Below are 18,841 nucleotides of genomic sequence, written 5' to 3'. Positions count from 1 at the left end.
GGCGGGGTGCCGACAAAACGCCACATGCTCGTCTACCTTTCCTGCTGGCAGCGCGCTCGCACGCGCCGCCGCCTCAAAACGTTTCCCAGTCGTCGTCCGACTTGCTGGCGGCCATCGTCGCTGTGGGCAACGACTGCAGGCCAGCCTTCGGCGGCGCGCTCTTGGCGGGCAATGGCGCGCTGCGCACCGCGGTGCTCTGGGCGGGGGCCTTTGCCGCGGCCGGCGCCTCAGGGACCGCTGCCGCGCTCTGGGCGAGCGGCTTCGCTTTCGCGTTCACGTTCGCCGACGATGCAGCCGGCGCGTTCGCGGCTTCCGATGCGTTGCCCGTCGCGTGTGTCACCGCTTGGGCCGCGGGCCGCGCCAGTCGCGGCGCGCCGGCGGCCGCCGGGCGCGCGGCCGAGTGAGCCGCCTTCACGTCTCGCTTAGGCACGGGCGCGCCGCTCGGCTTCACAGCCGGCGTTGCAGCCGACTTCGCAGCCGACTTCGCAGCCAACCTCGCTTGTGCGGCACCGGGCGCTTGCATGCCGTCGATACGCCACTGTCCGACCACGCTCTTGAGCTGGCGCGTCTGCTCCTCGAGCGAGGCGGCCGCCGCGGCCGCTTGCTCGACGAGCGCCGCGTTGTGCGGCGTCACGTCGTCCATCTGCGTGAGCGCGCGATTCACGCCTTCGATACCGGTCGATTGCTCTTCCGAAGCCGCGCTGATCTCGCCCATGATGTCGGTCACGCGCCGCACGGCTTGAACGATTTCGTCCATCGTCGTGCCGGCGCGGCCGACGAGTTCGGAGCCGCTCGCCACCTTATCGGTCGAATCGCCGATCAGCGCCTTGATTTCCTTGGCCGCCGCGGCACTGCGCTGCGCGAGGGAGCGCACTTCGCCCGCCACCACGGCGAAGCCGCGGCCTTGCTCGCCCGCGCGCGCCGCTTCGACGGCTGCGTTCAGCGCAAGAATGTTGGTCTGGAACGCGATGCCTTCGATCACGCCGATAATGTCGACGACCTTGCTCGAACTCGACGCGATGTCTTGCATCGTCGTGACGACCTGGCTCACGACTTCGCCGCCGCGCAACGCGATGTCGGATGCATTGATCGCGAGCTGGCTTGCCTGGCGCGCGTTTTCGGTGTTTTGCCGCACAGTGCCCGTGAGCTGGCCCATGCTTGTTGCCGTTTGTTGCAGCGAGGCGGCTTGCTCTTCGGTACGTTGCGACAGATCGGTATTGCCGATCGAGATCTCGCGTGCGCCGACGTCGATCGATTCGGTCCCCGCGTGCACGGCCTTGACCATCGTCGTCATCGCTTGCTGCATGCGCACGATGCCGGCGTACAGACGGCCGATTTCGTTCGTGCCGTGGGCCTTCACCGAGCGCGTGAGGTTGCCGTCGGCGATATGTTCGAAATGTTCGATCGCATCGTTGATCGGCTGGACGATGAGCCCGCGCAGCGCGAAACGGATGAAGACGACGAGCACGATCGCCAGCGCCGTCACCGCGACGATGAGCGAACTCATCATCGTGATCTGCGCGGCCGATCGGTCGCGCTGCGATTCGGCGTGGTCCTGCCGCGCCGTCAGCACGCGTGCGGCCGCCTGGTCGAACGCAACGAACATCGGGCTGATCTTCGTATCGGCGATCGCATGATAGGCGGCGAGATCGCCCGCCTGCGCGGCGGCGAACTCGGGTTCGACGCCGTCGTGCAAGAGCGTCGCGTGGCGCGCGTTCAACTCGTCGATCATCGCGGAGTCGATGCCTTCGCGCGGCGTGTTCGAGAACGTTTGCCAGGCTTGATTGGACGAGGCCAGCAGTTCCTGCGCGCGCGCCAGAACCTTCTTCGCTTCGTCGGCGTTGTTCGCCTCCGACAGAGCGCGGAAGCGATCGAGCGCGATGCGCGAGCGCAGCAGGTAGCTGCCCGCGTCGTCGAGCGCGTGGATCGTCGGCAAATCGCCGTGAGCGAGCGAATCGAGCGAGCGGTTCGCGCCCGAAAGCGCGGTGAGCCCGAGCACGCCGACCGCGATGGTCAGCGCCACGAGTACGGCGCCGATGGCCGTGAGCGTCGTGCGGATCGACCAGTTCTGCAACATCTTCAATCTCCGGTTGGGTGCACTCGAGCCCGCCGCCTTACTGGGCGAAGGTTTCGATGAGCGCCATTTCCTTGCTGACCATCAATTTCTCGATATCCATGAGGATCAGCATGCGGCCTTCGACGGTACCCAAGCCCGTCAAGTATTCCGCGGTCAGCGTCGCGCCGAATTCCGGCGCCGGCATGATCTGGTCGGCCGTCAGCGTCAGCACGTCCGACACGCCGTCCACCACCATGCCGACGACGCGATGCGCGACGTTCAGGATGATGACGACCGTTTGATGGTCGTACTCGACACGGCCCAAGTGGAACTTGATCCGCATGTCGACGATCGGGACGATGATGCCGCGCAGGTTGATGACGCCCTTGATGAAATCGGGCGCGTTGGCGATTCGCGTCACGCTGTCGTAGCCGCGAATCTCCTGCACCTTCAGGATGTCGATACCGTACTCTTCCGCGCCGAGCGTGAAGATCAGGAACTCTTGGCCGGCCGCGTCGGCTTGCAGCGCATCGCGGCGGCCCGCGACGGTCAAGCCGTTCGCGTGATGGGTTTGGACTTCTGACACGTTAGCCCCCAAACGGTTGGGAATTACGAAAAGTTCATGGCGCCGTGCGACGCACGGCTTTCACGGTTCAGCGCTGCCACATCCACGATCAGGGCGACGCTGCCGTCGCCGAGAATCGTCGCCGCCGAAATACCGCGCACCTTGCGGTAATTCGTTTCGAGGTTCTTCACGACCACCTGCTGCTGGCCGACGAGTTCGTCGATCAGCATCGCGAAGCGGCGACCCTCGGTCTGCATGATCGTGACGATGCCTTGCGTGGGTTCGGTACGCGCGCCCTCGACCGAGAACACTTCGTGCAGCGGCACGAGCGGCAGGTACTCGCCGCGTACGCGCACCACCCGTTCGCCGTTGGCCACCGTGTAGATGTCCTCGGCCACCGGCTGCAGCGACTCCATCACGAAGTTCAGCGGCAGGATGAAGATTTCGTTGCCGACTTTGACCGACATGCCGTCGAGAATCGCCAGCGTGAGCGGCAAGACGATGCGCGTGGTCGTGCCCTTGCCCGCGTGCGAGGTGATCTCGACGTGGCCGCCCATCGATTGGATGTTCCGCTTGACGACGTCCATGCCGACGCCGCGGCCCGACACGTCCGTCACCTGTTCCGCCGTCGAGAAGCCCGGCATGAAGATCAGGTTCCACACTTCCTCGTCGGACATCGACTCGCTCACCTGCATGCCTTGCTTCATGGCTTTGGCGAGGATCTTGTCGCGCCGCAGGCCGGCGCCGTCGTCCGAGACCTCGATCACGATGTTGCCGCCGTGGTGGGCGGCCGACAATACGAGCTGGCCCGCGCCGTCCTTGCCCGCCGCGCGCCGCGCCTCGACCGTTTCGATGCCGTGGTCCAAGCTATTGCGCACGAGGTGGGTCAGCGGATCGATGATCCGTTCGATCAGGCTCTTGTCGAGTTCGGTCGCTTGACCGAAGGTGACGAGTTCCACTTCCTTGCCGAGCTTCGCCGCCAGATCGCGCACCAGGCGCGGGAAGCGGCTGAAGACGTAATCCATCGGCATCATGCGGATCGACATCACGGTTTCTTGCAGATCGCGCGCGTTGCGCTCGAGCTGCGCCATCCCGTTGAAGAGCCGATCGTGCAGTGCCGGGTCGAACGTGCTCGTCGTCTCCGCGAGCATCGCCTGGGTGATCACGAGTTCGCCGACAAGGTTGATCAGTTGATCGACTTTTTCGACGCCCACGCGAATCGAGCTGCCTTCGCCCCCGGCCGCAGCCGCGGCAGGGCGCGCCTTCTTGTCCTCGCCGCCCGCCGCCGATGCCGCCGGTGCCGGCGCGGCGACCGCTTTGGCCGGCTCGGCCGTCGGCGCGGGCGCCGCAGCAGGAGCGGCAGGTGCGTGCTCGGCCGGTGCAGCTTGAGCGGCCGGCGCCGAAGCCGAAGCTGCGGCCGGTACGCTCTCGCTCGATGCACCGACCGGCGGCACTTCCGCACCCGGCGCAATGTCCGCGGGCGCGGTGCCGCGGCCGATCGCAATCTGACTTTCGTCGATCACGAAGCAGCACACGGCGGTAATGTCGTCGGACGGCACGTCGGTCTCGAGGTAGACCGTCAGGTCCGCGCCGCTCTTCGCCTGTCCGACGATGTTGCCCAGGTTCCCCAATTCTTCGATTAGAAGCGCCTGGTCCTTCTCCCCCACCCCCCGTAGCGTAACTTTCAGGTGAGGTCCTTCATTATTCGATACGCTCGGCGCAGCACCGGCCGCGGTGCCGTGCGTCGCCTCGACGGCTTGCTCGACCACGTGCTCGGGCGTGCCGCCCGCCGCCACGCTCGGAACCGCGGCAGCGGCAGCGGGCGCGGCCGCCGGGGCGGCGGCAGCTTCAGCCGCCGGTGCGCTTGCGCCTTCGGGATGATGCAGCCGTTCGAGCTTCGCGCAAATCGCGCTCGCGGCCGCGGCATCGGGCTCCGTGCTCGAGCGGTACGCGGCGAGCTGGTCGGCCAGCACGTCCTTCGTCTCGAGGAACGTGTCGATCATGTCCTTGCGCAGGGTCAGCTCGTTGTTGCGAGCCCGATCGAGCAGCGATTCGAGGATGTGCGTGGTTTCCGTCAAGGCCGTGAAGCCGAACGTCGCCGCCCCGCCCTTGATCGAATGCGCCGCGCGGAAAATCGCAGCCAGATCCTCCGGATCGGGCGTGCCGACGTTCAAGTTGAGCAGCAACTGCTCCATTTGCGCGAGCAGCTCGTCCGCCTCGTCGAAGAACGTCTGATAAAACTGGGTAATGTCGAGTGTCATGCTTCAATCACCGCTAAGAGTCGAGTGCTTCGCCGGTAGCGCGTTGTCCATCCGTTTCCATGCGCGCGCCAAGCGCCGCATTTGCCCTATCCTTTTGCTGCTGTTCGCCGCGCGCGAGCGATGCCCGCGCCGCTTTTGCTCTTCACCCTCGCCTCACGCGTTGAGCGCGTCGACGAGTTCGGTCAACGTATCGGGGTCGAGCGGCTTTTCGATCCACCCCGTCGCGCCGGCCGCCCGCGCCGCATCCTTGAACGCGACGCCGTCTTCGGTCGTCAGCACGAAGATCGGCGTGGCCGCGTAAGCCGGCTGCAAGCGCAGCGCTGCAATCACGTCGAGCCCGCTGCGCTTGGGCATGTACTGGTCGGTCAGCACGAGATCGAAGCGGCCCGCCAACGCGCTCGACAATCCCTCGTCGCCGTCGGCCGCCACGGTCACCTCGTAACCGGCTGCCCGTAGCGTCGCCGCGAGAATTTCACGCATCGCGGCCGAATCGTCGATCGCCAAAATGTTTCTGATCATGAATGCCTCGCCCCGCACTCGCGTTCGTTGCGCGCCCGCCGCCCTGCCGGGGCAATGGCCGCGCGCTTGCTCATTGGCTCACCGCAGCCTTGCCTGCAATCTTAGGCAGCGCCGCCCCGTTCGCCGCCCCGTTCGCCGCCGGTGCGCCCGGGGCGAGTTTGCCGACGATCGGCGCGGCGCTCGCCGCGTTGTCCGATAGCGTCGTCGTCGTCGAGTCATCATGCATCAAGGCGTCCTCGGACTTTTTGTTGAGAACGATGATGCTTATGCGTCTATTCTCCGGATCGAGCGGGTCGGCCTTGTTCAGGTTCTGCGTCGAGGCGAGCCCCAGCACCCGCATCACCTTATCCTCGTCCATCCCGCCGGCGATCAGCTCGCGGCGCGACGCGTTCGCGCGGTCGGCCGACAGCTCCCAATTGCTGTAACCCTTGCCGCCGCCCGCGTACGGCACGGCGTCCGTGTGGCCCTGCACGACGATGCGGTTCGGCACGTCGTTCAGCGTCTGACCGATCGCGCGCAAGATGTCTCGCATGTAGGGTTCGACGTCGTCGCTGGCGGTGGCGAACATCGGGCGCTTTTGCGTATCGACGATCTCGATGCGCAGCCCTTGCAGCGTCGAATCGATGCGGATCTGCTGCTTGAACTGGCGCAAGACCGGATTGGCTTCGATAGCGGCCATGAGCTTGACCTGCAGATCGTGCAGCCGCACCTGCTCGCGGCGCTCGAGCGCGCCTTGCAGCTGGTTCATCGCCTCGTCGTCGGCCTTGACGACCGAATGCGTCGCCTGCGACGTGGTGCCGTCCGAGCGGCGCGTGACGCCCGCCGAATCGGTCGAAATGTCGCGGCCGCCGCCTTCGATGATGCTCGACTCCTGCGCGCTGCGCGTGCCGCTGCCGAGCAGCGCCGCCTTCAACGGTTGATTGAAGTACTCGGCGATGCCTTTCAATTGAACGGGCGTCACGGCGCTGAGCAGCCACATCAGCAGAAAGAACGCCATCATCGCGGTCACGAAGTCCGCGTAAGCGAGCTTCCATGCGCCGCCGTGGTGTCCCTTCTTCGAGGGCGCCACGCGTTTGACGACGATTGCCCGGTCCTTACCTTTGGTCATGGGGCGGTGTCCTCGCTAGCCTCGCCGCTCGCTCACTTGGCCTTGACGCGACGCACGTGCTCTTCGAGCTCGGCGAACGACGGCCGTTCAGGCGAGAACAGCACCTTGCGGCCGAATTCGACGGCGATCGCCGGCGCATAGCCGTTCAGGCTCGCGAGAATCGTGACCTTGATGCACTGGAACATTTTCGTCGACTCGGCCACGCGCTGTTCCGCGAGCGACGCGAGCGGCCCGATCAGGCCGTACGAAAGCAAAATGCCGAGGAAGGTGCCGACCAGCGCCTGGGCGATCATCGCGCCGAGCACCGCAGGCGGCTTGTCGGCCGACGCCATCGTATGCACGACGCCCATCACGGCCGCCACGATCCCGAACGCGGGCATCGCGTCGCCGACGCGCATCAACGCGTGCGCCGGACCTTCGCCCTCGGCGTGGTGGGTTTCGATCTCCTCGTCCATGAGGCTTTCGATTTCGAACGCGTTCATGTTGCCGCCCACCATCAAGCGCAGGTAGTCGGTCAGGAATTCGACGATATGGTGGTTGGCAAGAATCTTGGGGTATTGCGTGAAGATCGGGCTCTTCTCGGGATCGTCGATATCGGCTTCGAGGGTCAGCGTCCCTTCTTTACGCGCCTTTGCAAGCAAAACGTAAAGCAGCGCCATCAGCTCCATGTAGACGTCCTTCGTATACTTCGACCCCTTGAAGAGCGTCGGCAGCAGCTTCATGGTTGCTTTAATCGTCTTTAGACCATTGCCGAGGATAAATGCCCCCAGCCCGGCGCCTACGATCATGAGCCCTTCCTCGGGCTGCACTAGCGCGCCTAGATGGCCGCCCGCGAGCGCATAGCCGCCGAAGACGGACAATACGGTTACGAGTGTTCCAACGAAAATCAGCACTGCCGGGTCCTCACAAGAGCGACGGTCAGACCGTCGTTAAACTGGTTTACGGCAGGCAATCCGAAAACTTTGGGGGGAAAATGGGGACGGCGACGCCGTGTAAACCAGGACGGTGCGGAGCAGCCCTGGCGGCGCCGGGGTCGTCCGGCGCGTGCGGCGACGCCGCGCAACGGCCGGGACGCCTAGGCCGCTAGCTCGGACACGCCCGGCTCGTCGCCCGCGCAGCCCTGCTCCGCTTTGGCCGCAGCCGATTTCTTGGTCTTGCCGGCACGCGACGGCGGCTGGCAGAGCCCGCAAACGAAACTGTGCTGCGGATCGTGCGCGTGGGCGACGAACTGTCCGCCGCATCGCGTGCACGGCGTCAGCTGCAGCATCCCCGATTCGAAGAACCGCACTAATGTCCAAGCGCGGGTCAGGCTCAGCATCGGCTCGTCGCCGTTCAGCGCGGCGTGCTCGAGATACAGACGGTAGCTTTTTACGATCGACTGAATGCTTTCGCAGCCGCCGTGCTCGGCCATGAACCGATAGGTATTGTAAAAAAGCGACGAGTGGATGTTCGGCTGCCAGGTCATGAACCAGTCCGTCGAGAACGGCAGCATGCCCTTGGGCGGCGACACCCCTTTCAATTCCTTGTACAGCTTGATGAGCCGGTCCCGCGACAAGCTCGTTTCCGCTTCGAGCAACTGCAGGCGCGCGCCCAATTCGATCAACTCGATCGCCAAGGTGATTTCCTTGACTTCGAGTACGACGCTCTTGGTTGCCATATCGGCCGTGTGCCCCACTTACTTGATACAAAAATGACTACCGAAACCGCAGCCTGACTCGAAATCGAGCCGGCTGCCTTGCGCAATGCGTGCTAGTGGGTGCCAGCGGGTGCTAGTGCTCCCGGTTCTAGTGCCGGTTCGAGTGGCTGCCGTCCGCCCCGATCAATTGACCGATTCGACCGGTTGGCTGGCCATGAGGATGGCGCTGTGGGCGCCCGTGAGCGAGGCCGCCTTGCCCTTGTCGGCCAGCGACGACAGCACGGCGTGATCGTCGAAACGGAAACGGCACAAGAGCTGGTTGGACGCGGCAAGTTTGACCGTTTGCGCGAACGAAAGGTTGGCGAGCACGTCGGCCAGTTGGTCGTTGATGCCCATACGGAACATGCCGACGGCCTTGTCTTCGCGCAACAGGCGTTGCGCGAGCAGCAAATAGGAAAGATTGACTTCTTTGATCTCGCTGAGCATTTCGCTTGTGGCGCTCATGATTCCCCCGGTCAATCGATGGTGTCGAGCGGAGCGCGTGCTTCGGCACGTTCGCCCCGGTCCCTGCGAGCTCGGTTCTTCGGAAACGTTTGCTCTGTCGCAAGCCGTGCCGAACGCACGGCGAGCCCGTACTTGGCCTTGGACAAATTGTGTCGAATTGTAAAAAATGGGGAAATAGGAAGAGCGCCGCCAGTCGATGCCGGAAATGTCTAGAAAGCGTGTAGGAAATTTTCTGACATTGAGGGCCGGTGCGGGTTTGCGGGCGCGCAGGCGAATTCGCGAGGGTCGGGCACGTAAATCGCTCATGGAGACGGCGTTGCATCCGCGCATGCCGTCGAAATGATAGAAGGCCGCGTCATCGCAGCGCAACAAATGCCGGCTACCCACGCCGATGGGCGCCTTTTTACCGGGAAGCGACAAAAGTCCCGCATGCCTGCTGTTTCGGGCTGTAACAAGGATTAAGGGATTGAAAACCCGCTCATCCGGGGCGGGCCCGTTCCCGATAATGGCAGGGCAGCGACAAAAAGCGGCCGGCTGCGCCGCAAGTGCCGCTCCACGTAACGATGCCGCTAGAAAGGAGATTGACGCATGCGAATCGCACAAATTGCGCCGCTTTACGAAGCCGTACCGCCGAAATTCTACGGAGGCACCGAGCGCGTCGTGTCGTACTTGACCGAGGCGCTCGTCGAACTCGGCCATGATGTGACCTTGTTCGCCAGCGGCGATTCGATCACCTCGGCCACGCTCGAGGCGGCCTGGCCTCGGGCACTGCGACTCGATCCGACGATCCGCGATCCGCTCGCGCCGCATATGCTGCTGCTGGAAAAGGTGCGGCGCGTCGCGGCCGATTTCGACGTGCTGCATTTCCATCTGGACTATTTGCCGTTCTCGCTTTTCGCGGACGCGGCCACGCCTTCTTTGACGACGCTGCATGGCCGACTCGATCTGCCCGAGTTGCAGCCGGTGTTCGATACCTTCGGCGCGGCGAACGTCGTGTCGATTTCCCAGTCGCAGCGCGCGCCCTTGCCCCAAGCCGGCTGGTGCGACACCGTCTATCACGGCTTACCCGAGCGGCTATTGGTGCCGCAGCCGCATTGCGAACCCGAGTACTTGGCCTTCCTCGGACGGATTTGCCCGGAAAAGCGCGTGGACACGGCCATCAAGATCGCCGCGATGAGCGGCCTGCCTTTGAAAATCGCCGCGAAAGTCGACAAAGTGGATCGCGATTACTTCAAGCAGGAAATCGAACCGCTGCTTTCGCAGGCTCACGTCGAATTCGTCGGCGAGATCGACGAGGCCCGCAAGCCCGAATTTCTCTCCCGCGCCAAAGCCCTGCTCTTCCCGATCGACTGGTGCGAGCCGTTCGGTCTCGTCATGATCGAGGCGATGGCCTGCGGTACGCCGGTCATCGCCTTCAATCGCGGCTCGGTACCGGAGGTGATCGACCATGCCGTGACCGGATACATCGTCGAGGACGTACAAGGTGCCGTCGCCGCCTTGCAGCGCTTGGACGAGCTTTCCCGCGACGAGATCCGCGCCCAGTTCGAGCGCCGCTTCACCGCGCAGACGATGGCTCGCAACTATATAAAGTGCTACGAAGGGCTGCTCGAGCAGGGGAAGGGACGTACGCGCTTGCGCAGCGTGGCCGCGGGATAACCCGAATGCCGGCGGAATGACGCCGTTGTGCGATCGCCGATAAATCCGGCAATGCAACGGCAATCTGGCGATTAGGCGTTCGAAATAATTCGTAAAAAAACGCCATTCGGCCCGTTCGAGATCTCGTATCTCGAATTTCGCGCGAGGATGGACGGCGGCCGATGAAAAGGTATGGAGCGAGATCGATCCGCCGGATGCGGCGACACGGCGCCGCGCCCCGTGCGGGCCGCCGCGCCGCCTCAAAGCCCTACATTACTGCGCAATCAGAAAGCGATCGCGATTCTTGCCGACGATCCACTTCGGCGGCTTGCCGCGGCCGCTCCACGTGTTGCCGGTTTTCGGGTCTTGGTATTTCGCGGGCAACGGCGCTTTCTTCGGCGGACGCCCGCGCCGCGCACCCTCGGCATAGCCGAGGTCGTGCGCCGTGAGCCCGTACTCGGCGATCTTTTGCTTGATTTCCGCGATTACGTTTGCCACTTCGCTGCGGCGTGCTTCGTCCGCTTGAGCCTGCAATTTTGCGATCTGCGCCTTCAGTTCCGCGTATTGGGACATCGTGGTCTCCCTTGATTGAAAAAACTGGTTGCTCCGAGATTAGTCGGAATGAACGTCACTGGCAATGCCGAAGTTACCCGATATGCCATGGAATCGTATGATAATTCTTAAAAGCGTGCACACAGTGCGTAATGCCTCATTATTGGTCGAATTGCCGAGCTTCGATCGGCAAGCAATGGAGCGTATCCACACCGATGACGCACTCGTTCGCACGGCATTCGAAAGGTATGCGGCGTGCGGGACACCTTGCCCGCGTCGACCGGCATTGGCCATTCACCAAGCGGCATAGGACGGCCACGGACCGACATCGGTCATTAGCATACCGAAATAATGAGACGCCTCCCCTCTGAGCAAGAAGCGAGCACGAACAAGCGCGCGCACGGCTGCTAGAATCGGCCGGCGATATGCGGCCTATTGCCGCGTCACCGCCGCTTCACCGCCGCTTATGAAAAAGGACGCGTCATGACCACGCCGAACGCATCACGCAATGCCGGCCAGAATAGCGATCGCAGCGATAGGCCAGGCCGCCGGCCGCTTCGTGGCGGTCGCCGCCGCTTGTCCCACTGGGGGCTCGCGCTATCGCTCGCATCGGCCGCGGCGTTGCCTGCCGCGGGTGTCGCGCAAGCCGCCTCCGCGGACACCGAAACGCTAGTTTTCATTCGGCACGGCGAAAAACCGGCGCAAGGCTATGGACAGCTCGATTGCCAAGGATTGAATCGCGCCTTGGCGTTGCCGGCCGTCATCGCCGCGAAATTCGGCAAGCCGGATGCCCTCTATGCGCCCAATCCGTCGATTCGAAAAAAGGACGACGGCGTGCTATACGACTATGTCCGCCCATTGGCGACGATCGAGCCTACCGCGATTCAATTCGCTTTACCGGTGGATACGACCTACGGATTTTCGCAAATCGATGCGCTCGAGCAAGCGCTCGTCCAGCCGGAGCATAGCGGCAAGCTGATCGTGGCGGCTTGGGAACATCATGAAATCCAAGACCTCGTGCAAGACATCGTCCATCGGTACGGCGATGCGGGGCAAACCGTCAAGCCATGGCCGAACGACGATTTCGACAGCATGTATGTCGTGAAGCTCGAATGGAATGGGTCGGGCCGGGCGCCGCATGCCTCGTTCGCTATCGAACAAGAAGGACTGAACCTGCGGTCGCCGGATTGCCCATGCGCGGCATTGCCCGACGCGCCGGCCGCTTCCGCTTCCGCTTCCGGGCGATAACGCGCAGGCGGGATGGTGCCTGGCGCTTCTCCTGCGAAGCCTACGAAGGCGTGAGTTCGTCGGCGATCGAAAACAGTTTGCGCAACTGATGCGCCACGCCCGCCTCGAAGTTGTTGCCGATGCGCGGCACGGTCGGCAGACGCGCGATCAGATCCGGGTTGGCGTTATTCATCATGAACGGATGCCCCGCCGTTTCGAGCAGATCGATATCGTTCATGTTGTCGCCGAACGCGACGCAATGCGAGGCCTCCAACCGAAGGCGATCGAGCACGTACTGCAACGCGCGGCCCTTCGATACGTTGGACGTCATCACCTCGAGACAATCGGGCAGCGAATAGGTCACGTATAAGGCATCGCCGAATTCGCGCGCCAAGCGCTGCGCGATCTCGGCCAGATCGGCGGGTTCGCCGATATACAGCACTTTCGCGATATCGCCGCCGTCGTGCGCCGACATGTCGATGATGTTGTAGCGAAAACCCGAATCTTGGTGGAATGCGAGCAATTGCGGCGCATCGCGATCGATAAACCAAGCGGTGTCGGCGAACAAGTTCACGATGACCCGCCCGTGCGCGCCGACGATGTCCGACTGCACGAGCCGGCGCACCGCTCCGGACGATAGATTGCGCGAGTGGATCAACGTGTCGTCGGGCGCATGCACGCGCGCGCCGTTCGACGTCACGAGATAGGGCCGAATGCCGAGCAGGTCGCGAATACCGGCGACGTCGCAGTAGTGACGGCCTGTCGCGATCACGAATTGAACGCCGGCCTGCTCGAGCCGGCGCACCGTCGCTACCGTGAACGGGTCCAGTTGATGATTGCCGTTTAGCAGCGTTCCATCGAGATCGGTAGCGACGAGCTTGTACATGGCGGGAAGCAAAGCAATGGGTGACCGGAAGAGAGGAAAGACGATTCGCCCGCTATTTTAAGCCGCCGCGCCGGGGCCCCGCACGGTGCCGGCACCGGCACCCGCACCGACGCCCACGCTCGCACGCCGAGCGAGTTCGAGCGCGCCGTGCGCCGAATCGGCCCGCGGCGGGCGCAGGCGGGCCCGATACGAGGCCGGCACATACGCGGCAAGCGGCGCGGCCAAGCCGCCGCACAAGGCGACCGGCAATGCGGCCTCAGGATCGAGCGCGTCGACGAGCTTCGCGATATCGGCCCCCGCTTGCGCGAGCAATGCGGCGGCCACGGGGTGATCGCGGTGGGCGAGCACGACGGGCGCGAGTGCCGCATAGGCCGTCTGATTCGCTTCGCAGAGCCAGACCACCAGCGCATCGCGATCGGCCACGTTCATTTGCCCAAGCAGCGCAGCGGAGAAGGCATCGGGCCGAACGCGGCCGTCCAGCGCTTGCTGCACATGGACGACGGCGCGCAGGCCGAGCCAGGCGCCACTGGCTTCGTCGCCGGAAGGGAAACCGTAACCGCCCGCGATGGCCCACGTGCCGTCGCGCTCGAGGACAGCTGCGATGCTGCCGGTGCCCACTGCCACGATGACGCCTGCTTGGCCGCCATGGGCGCCCAGCAGCGTGGTGTAGGCGTCGCTTTGCACGTCCAGCGCCGCGAGCGGCGGCGCCTGCGCAATGAACTCGGCCAGCCAATCGCGATTGTTGACGCCGGCCAATCCGCACCCCATCGCGCATGTCGACCAGTCGAGCCGCAGCCGCGCCGAGTCGAACGCCTGCGTGCAGGCGGCCTCGATTGCCTGCCAGGCGCGCGCGACGCCGAGCCCGAGCCCCGAGGCGCCGCCCGTGGCCTGCGCGAGGATAGTGCCGCGGACGTCGGCCAACACGACCCGGGTGCCGGTTCCGCCGCCATCGACACCGATCAAATATTGCGTTGCTTCCATGCTTGCCACCCGCGGCATCGAGCCGCCTCGTTAATGGATTGAAGCGAATTGAACCGAATTGAATCCGACCGAGAGATTATCGGCTTCGCTCGACGCCGCCAATCTCCCGGACGGCCTAGTCTCCCCAACTGCGCCGATCCGCTATGCTGGCGAACAATTGCTGCCCCCTCCCCGCGAATCGCATAGCGGCGGGCATTGGGCGGCGGCGAACCGACTGTCGACGGCGCGTGCCTCGCGCGCCCTGCCACGAGAGATCCTTATGACCGAACGTTGCAACTGGGTACGAACCGCTGCGGACGAGCACTACCACGACACCGAATGGGGCGTGCCGTCTCGGGACGACCGGCATCTATTCGAAATGCTGGTGCTGGAAGGCGCGCAAGCAGGCTTGTCGTGGTCGACCATCCTCAACAAGCGAGAAAATTATCGCCGGGCATTCGAGCAGTTCGATGTCGAAGCGGTTGCCCGCTTCACGCCGGAAAAGATCGATGCGCTCTTGCAGGACCCGGGCATCGTCCGCAACCGGGCCAAAGTGGAAGCAGCGGTGCTCAACGCGCGCGCCGTCCTGCGCATTCGCGAAGAACATGGCTCGCTGGCCAACTTCGTGTGGTCGTTCGTCGGCGGCGAGCCCGTCCAAAACGATTGGGCGCTGTATAAGGAGCATGCGCCCGCCTCCACGCCCGCCTCGGATGCATTGAGCAAAGCGCTCAAAGCGTACGGCTGCAAATTCGTCGGTTCGACGATCTGCTACGCCTTCATGCAGGCAGTCGGCATGGTCAACGACCATCAAACGAATTGCGCCTCGCGCGCGCGCTGCGCCGCGCTAGCCAAGCCGCCGACCAGGCGCGCCACGGCATAGCGGCTTGGGGCATAGCGGCTTGGGGCATAGCGGCTTCGGGCTTCGGGCTTCGGGCTTCGGGCTCTCTCGGCTTGGGACTCCGGGCTCTCTCGGCTTCGGGCTTCGGGCTCTCTCGTCGCGAACCGACGCTCGCTACTTCACCTCCACCGCCGCCTTCGCCCCGGCCGCAGATTGCGGACCGCCCCGGGCCGGCGTCACGCGCACGCAACAGTCGGCAAAAAATGCTTGATTCAGCGAAGTTCGATAGCGAATATCGCAGAAAACCTGTAACTTCGCCCGCCGCGGCCGTTATAGCAATCACGAGCAACGATACCCGTGCTGCTTTGACCGGCAGCCGAACATAATCATGAAAACCTTGCACTTCCTGACGCATCAGGAACTGTTCGATCACGCCGTCGATCATCTTTTCGAACAACGGCAAGCGGCCCTGCTGCCCCGCGGCGGCGGTGCCTATCACGGCTTTCGCGGCGGCTGCCCCATCGGCAATCTCATTCACCCGCGCGACTACATGAGCGCGATGGAAGGCGTACCCGTCCGCTACATCGATAAACCGCCTACCGCCGTGCCCGCCTACATGGACACAGGCGTCGCCGCGCTCAAAAAGGCGCTCCTCAAAGCGCGCGTGAACATCTACGATCCCACGACCGTCAATCTGCTCAGCTGCTTACAAAATGTGCACGACGCGTTCGGGGTCTGGGAATGGCGCGAACGGCTTACGTCGATCGCCCGGCAATTCGGCTTGTCTTGCGCGCGGCTTGAAAAGCACGCGGCTTAAGGGTCGGCGCGAGGGCTTAGAGGTGACTTTTAGGGCTCAGGTACTCGAAGGCCCGCGTCCGACGCCCCCCCCCTATACATGGATGAACCGCTTCCGCCCGCATGCACGGCGCGCGCTAGCTTGCGCCGATCGGATACCGGGGTAACGCCCCGGTCGCAGCCCGGTCGCAGCCCGGTTGCTGCCCGGTTGCTGCCCGGTTGCTGCCCGCTTGTAGCCCCAATAGCAAACGGCGGTGAGCTTCTTTCGAGGCTCACCGCCGTTCGTTTTTTCAGCTTCGCCGCCCTTGCGAGCAGCGTGCTTCACTTAGTGCAGCTTCTTCGGCAGCATTTGGCTGCGCAGACGCTTGTGCAGGCGCTTTACCGCAGCGGCCTTCTTGCGCTTACGCACAGCCGTCGGCTTTTCATACGATTGGCGCTCACGCAGTTCAGCGATCAAGCCGTTCTTTTCGATAGCACGACGAAAGCGGCGGATCGCCACTTCGAACGGCTCGTTTTCCTTCAGAAGAATGGTCGTCATGGATATCCCAAAGTTACGTTCAAAGGCGTACGCGCTTTCGCGTACGCGCCGATCCGGCGGGCGTAGTCGCCATGTCGCCATGCCGCCGTATCACCTCCTAGGTGCGGACACTGGCTCGGCCGGACAGGCCAGAAAAGAGAGAGCGGAGAGTTCACCGCGCACGCCGGCCGGCCCATATGGCCGACGCCGCGTTTGACTGCCGGAGCTGAACCTGCCAATGCCCTATACCACTCGCGAAGCACCGCGAGCCCGCCGCGGGGGCCGGCCAGCAGGGCCATGCCGATGCGACGAAAGGGCGGCAGATCTCAAATGAAAACGGCAGCGATCTCAATTCGACCCGCGATGGTATCAGAAAAACGCGCGACAGGCTAGTTGTGCGAATCATGTCGCGGTGGTGCGAATCACGGCGGCCGTCGTCGATGAAGGCGATTCGCGAAGGTGCATCCAGCCCTGTTTCAAGGGCTCGAACGACCTCCATCGGCACAAAAAACGCACCGATTAGCAAACGTTTAGTTTTTTGTCGAAGCCTTATCCGGCGGGGATTTCCAGCCGATTTGGCCTTCAAAACACACGAATTCGTCGTTCGCTCCCTAAAGTTTTTTCTTGACCTCGCCGACAACCAGGACAGGCGGGCAGCGCCATTCGCGAAAGCGCGACGCCGAACCCCGAACCAGCCTAGTCCCTGGACCAGTTTTCCAAACGAGGAAGCAAAATGCTGAACATCAACACCAACATTCTGTCGCTGCAAACGCAAACGAACCTCGAAGGTTCGCAAAGCGCGCTGTCGCAAGCCATCAACCGCCTCTCGTCGGGCAAGCGCATCAACACGGCGGCCGACGACGCTGCTGGTCTGGCCATCGCCACGACGCAAACGGCATCGATCAACGCGCTGAACCACGGCGTCGCGAACGCCAACGACGGTATCTCGATGGTGCAAACCGCTGCCGGCGCGATCTCGTCGACGGTTGCCAACTTGCAACGTATCCGCCAGCTCGCCGTTGAATCGGGCGACGGCTCGCTCGGCTCGGCCGCTCAAGCGAACCTGCAAACGGAAGTGACGACGCGTCTGACGGAAATCAACCGCGTCGAATCGCAAACGACGTTCAACGGCCAAGCTGTGCTGGGTGGCCTCGGCAGCGTGAACTTCCAAGTCGGCGCGAACGCCAACCAAACGCTGACGGCCAACTTCGGCACGACGGCGTGGACGACGGGCGGTCTGGGCGTGTCGGGTGTCGACATCTCGTCGACGTCGGGCGCACAAGCCGCGATCACGGCCATCGACGCAGCACTGTCGCAAGTGAACAACTTCCAAGCAACGCTCGGCGCTGTGCAGAACACGTTCCAAGCCGCGATCACGAACACGCAAACGGAATCGACGAACCTGTCGTCCGCTCAATCGCAGATCATGGACGCCAACTTCGCGCAAGAAACGGCCAACCTGTCGAAGGCGCAAGTGCTCCAGCAAGCCGGTATCTCGGTGCTCGCGCAAGCGAACTCGCTGCCGCAACAAGTGCTCAAGCTCCTCCAGTAATAGGAGCGAGCCGCGCGTGGCGAGATGCAATCCGATCTCGCCGTGCGGCCGGGCCCCAACGAAGCCATCGCCTCGGCAGGGCCCGGCAAAACGATTCGAACGCAGCGGTAGGCATGCCTCCCGTTAAGCATTGATAGCGGTAGGTCGTAGCAGTAGTAGTAGCAGCAGCAGTGACATTGCAGTCGGCCGGTCTTTCGATGAGCGGCCTCATATGGATTCCTTATTGGGCGGCATCAGACGGAGCCTGGCATGAGCACCAGTTCAGTTCTTCAGCAAGCAGCGCAGTCGATTCTGAGCGGCGTCACGAACTCGCAGCTCGACGTGAACACGCTCGTCTCCGCGCTCGTGACGGGCGCGACCGCGGCGCAATCGACGACGATCGCCACGGCGCAAACGAGCGACAACACGCAGTTGTCCGCGCTCGGCTCGCTGCAATCGGCGATGACGAACTTGCAGAGTTCGCTGGCCGGCCTGTCCGACGGCAGCATCTTCACGCAACAGTCCGCCACCATGAGCGGCACGGGCATCACGGCCACGACGTCGACCGGCGCCGCCGCGGGTTCGTACTCGGTGAGCGTGCAGCAAATCGCCACCGCCAACCAGATTTCCTCGAAGGCTTACGCGACGAATGCCACGCTCGGCACGGGCAACCTGAACATCAGCGTCGGCTCGAGCTCGATGACGATCGCACTGACCTCGTCGAACAACACGCTGTCGGGCATCGCTTCCGCCATCAACAGCGCATCGAACAACCCCGGCGTGACGGCTTCCGTCGTCACCGGCACGGATGGTCAGCACCTCGTGCTGACGTCGACGCAAACGGGCGCCGCCAATACCGTGACGGTTTCCGCCGATCCGACCGTCGACGCCGGCATGGCCACGGCGAACTTCACGCAAGTGACGGCCGGCCAAGACGCCAAGCTGACGATCAGCGGCACCTCGGTCGTCAGCGCCAGCAACAACGTCACGTCCGCGCTCTCGGGCGTCACGCTGAGCCTCACGTCGGCCTCCGTCGGCACGACGCAGACGCTTTCCGTTGCGACGAATACGTCGTCGATCGTCACCGCCATCGGCAACTTCGCCACGGCCTACAACTCGTGGGTCTCGACGGTGAAATCGCTGACCTCGTACAATTCGACGAGCAACTCGGCCGGCCCGCTGCTCGGCGACGCCATGACGAACTCGGCCGTCAACGGCATCTCGTCGATCATGGCGAGCGGCGTCGTCGTG

The 18,841-nt window shown here is 63.7% G+C and carries 18 protein-coding genes; 6 read left to right on the top strand and 12 right to left on the bottom strand.

The window, feature by feature from the left end:
• Positions 1–73 precede the first annotated feature (73 nt).
• From ACTHN9_RS08270 to flhD, 8 genes are all read right to left on the bottom strand, one after another.
• A complete protein-coding gene (locus ACTHN9_RS08270; protein WP_440536271.1) occupies positions 74–2,077 on the bottom strand; it encodes a methyl-accepting chemotaxis protein in 2,004 nt (667 codons plus the stop codon).
• 37 nt (positions 2,078–2,114) lie between these two features.
• On the bottom strand, positions 2,115–2,642 hold the full coding sequence (gene cheW / locus ACTHN9_RS08265; RefSeq protein WP_440536270.1) for a chemotaxis protein CheW: 528 nt from the start codon (positions 2,640–2,642) through the stop codon (positions 2,115–2,117).
• A gap of 23 nt (positions 2,643–2,665) precedes the next feature.
• A complete protein-coding gene (cheA, locus tag ACTHN9_RS08260; protein ID WP_440536269.1) occupies positions 2,666–4,882 on the bottom strand; it encodes a chemotaxis protein CheA in 2,217 nt (738 codons plus the stop codon).
• Positions 4,883–5,035: 153 nt separating this feature from the next.
• Positions 5,036–5,401 carry a response regulator gene (locus ACTHN9_RS08255; protein WP_440536268.1) on the bottom strand — a complete coding sequence of 122 codons (366 nt, stop codon included), beginning with the start codon at positions 5,399–5,401 and terminating at the stop codon, positions 5,036–5,038.
• A 70-nt stretch (positions 5,402–5,471) separates the two neighbouring features.
• On the bottom strand, positions 5,472–6,509 hold the full coding sequence (gene motB, locus ACTHN9_RS08250; RefSeq protein WP_440536267.1) for a flagellar motor protein MotB: 1,038 nt from the start codon (positions 6,507–6,509) through the stop codon (positions 5,472–5,474).
• Between the two features lie 32 nt (positions 6,510–6,541).
• Positions 6,542–7,402, bottom strand: coding sequence for a flagellar motor stator protein MotA (gene motA, locus ACTHN9_RS08245; protein WP_440536266.1), 861 nt, complete (start codon positions 7,400–7,402; stop codon positions 6,542–6,544).
• Between the two features lie 182 nt (positions 7,403–7,584).
• The gene (gene flhC / locus ACTHN9_RS08240) at positions 7,585–8,166 is read right to left on the bottom strand and encodes a flagellar transcriptional regulator FlhC (RefSeq protein WP_440536265.1); all 582 of its coding nucleotides are present in this window, start codon (positions 8,164–8,166) and stop codon (positions 7,585–7,587) included.
• A gap of 162 nt (positions 8,167–8,328) precedes the next feature.
• Positions 8,329–8,649, bottom strand: coding sequence for a flagellar transcriptional regulator FlhD (flhD, locus tag ACTHN9_RS08235; RefSeq protein WP_440536264.1), 321 nt, complete (start codon positions 8,647–8,649; stop codon positions 8,329–8,331).
• Between the two features lie 588 nt (positions 8,650–9,237).
• Between flhD and ACTHN9_RS08230 the strand changes: the two genes are divergently transcribed.
• The gene (locus tag ACTHN9_RS08230; RefSeq protein WP_440536263.1) at positions 9,238–10,305 is read left to right on the top strand and encodes a glycosyltransferase family 4 protein; all 1,068 of its coding nucleotides are present in this window, start codon (positions 9,238–9,240) and stop codon (positions 10,303–10,305) included.
• Between the two features lie 252 nt (positions 10,306–10,557).
• Here ACTHN9_RS08230 and ACTHN9_RS08225 read toward each other — a convergent pair whose 3' ends face one another.
• A complete protein-coding gene (locus ACTHN9_RS08225; RefSeq protein WP_440536262.1) occupies positions 10,558–10,857 on the bottom strand; it encodes an H-NS histone family protein in 300 nt (99 codons plus the stop codon).
• Positions 10,858–11,319: 462 nt separating this feature from the next.
• Between ACTHN9_RS08225 and ACTHN9_RS08220 the strand changes: the two genes are divergently transcribed.
• Positions 11,320–12,084 carry a histidine phosphatase family protein gene (locus ACTHN9_RS08220; protein ID WP_440536261.1) on the top strand — a complete coding sequence of 255 codons (765 nt, stop codon included), beginning with the start codon at positions 11,320–11,322 and terminating at the stop codon, positions 12,082–12,084.
• Between the two features lie 40 nt (positions 12,085–12,124).
• Here the strand turns inward: ACTHN9_RS08220 and ACTHN9_RS08215 are convergent, their stop codons facing one another.
• Together ACTHN9_RS08215 and ACTHN9_RS08210 are read right to left on the bottom strand one after the other, a co-directional pair.
• Positions 12,125–12,949: a Cof-type HAD-IIB family hydrolase gene (locus ACTHN9_RS08215; protein WP_440536260.1), complete on the bottom strand. Its 825-nt coding sequence runs from the start codon at positions 12,947–12,949 to the stop codon at positions 12,125–12,127.
• Positions 12,950–13,006: 57 nt separating this feature from the next.
• On the bottom strand, positions 13,007–13,930 hold the full coding sequence (locus ACTHN9_RS08210) for a BadF/BadG/BcrA/BcrD ATPase family protein (RefSeq protein ID WP_440536259.1): 924 nt from the start codon (positions 13,928–13,930) through the stop codon (positions 13,007–13,009).
• A gap of 259 nt (positions 13,931–14,189) precedes the next feature.
• On the opposite strand from ACTHN9_RS08210, the gene ACTHN9_RS08205 reads away from it, so the two are divergent.
• Together ACTHN9_RS08205 and ACTHN9_RS08200 are read left to right on the top strand one after the other, a co-directional pair.
• Positions 14,190–14,789 carry a DNA-3-methyladenine glycosylase I gene (locus tag ACTHN9_RS08205; protein WP_440536258.1) on the top strand — a complete coding sequence of 200 codons (600 nt, stop codon included), beginning with the start codon at positions 14,190–14,192 and terminating at the stop codon, positions 14,787–14,789.
• A gap of 346 nt (positions 14,790–15,135) precedes the next feature.
• Positions 15,136–15,564: a hypothetical protein gene (locus tag ACTHN9_RS08200; protein ID WP_440536257.1), complete on the top strand. Its 429-nt coding sequence runs from the start codon at positions 15,136–15,138 to the stop codon at positions 15,562–15,564.
• A 303-nt stretch (positions 15,565–15,867) separates the two neighbouring features.
• Here the strand turns inward: ACTHN9_RS08200 and rpsU are convergent, their stop codons facing one another.
• Positions 15,868–16,080 (bottom strand): 30S ribosomal protein S21, encoded by a 213-nt coding sequence (gene rpsU, locus ACTHN9_RS08195; protein ID WP_006401410.1) that lies wholly within the window; start codon positions 16,078–16,080, stop codon positions 15,868–15,870.
• Between the two features lie 712 nt (positions 16,081–16,792).
• Between rpsU and ACTHN9_RS08190 the strand changes: the two genes are divergently transcribed.
• Entirely contained in the window at positions 16,793–17,611 is an 819-nt protein-coding gene (locus ACTHN9_RS08190; RefSeq protein ID WP_440536256.1) for a flagellin domain-containing protein, read from the top strand.
• Positions 17,612–17,860: 249 nt separating this feature from the next.
• The coding region (gene fliD / locus ACTHN9_RS08185; protein WP_440536255.1) for a flagellar filament capping protein FliD at positions 17,861–18,841 on the top strand (981 nt) is incomplete at its 3' end.

It is taken from the genome of Trinickia sp. (assembly GCF_051953405.1).
GTDB lineage: Bacteria > Pseudomonadota > Gammaproteobacteria > Burkholderiales > Burkholderiaceae > Trinickia.
Note: the sequence above shows the minus strand (reverse complement) of the source record. Positions and strands in the feature narration are given on the sequence as shown.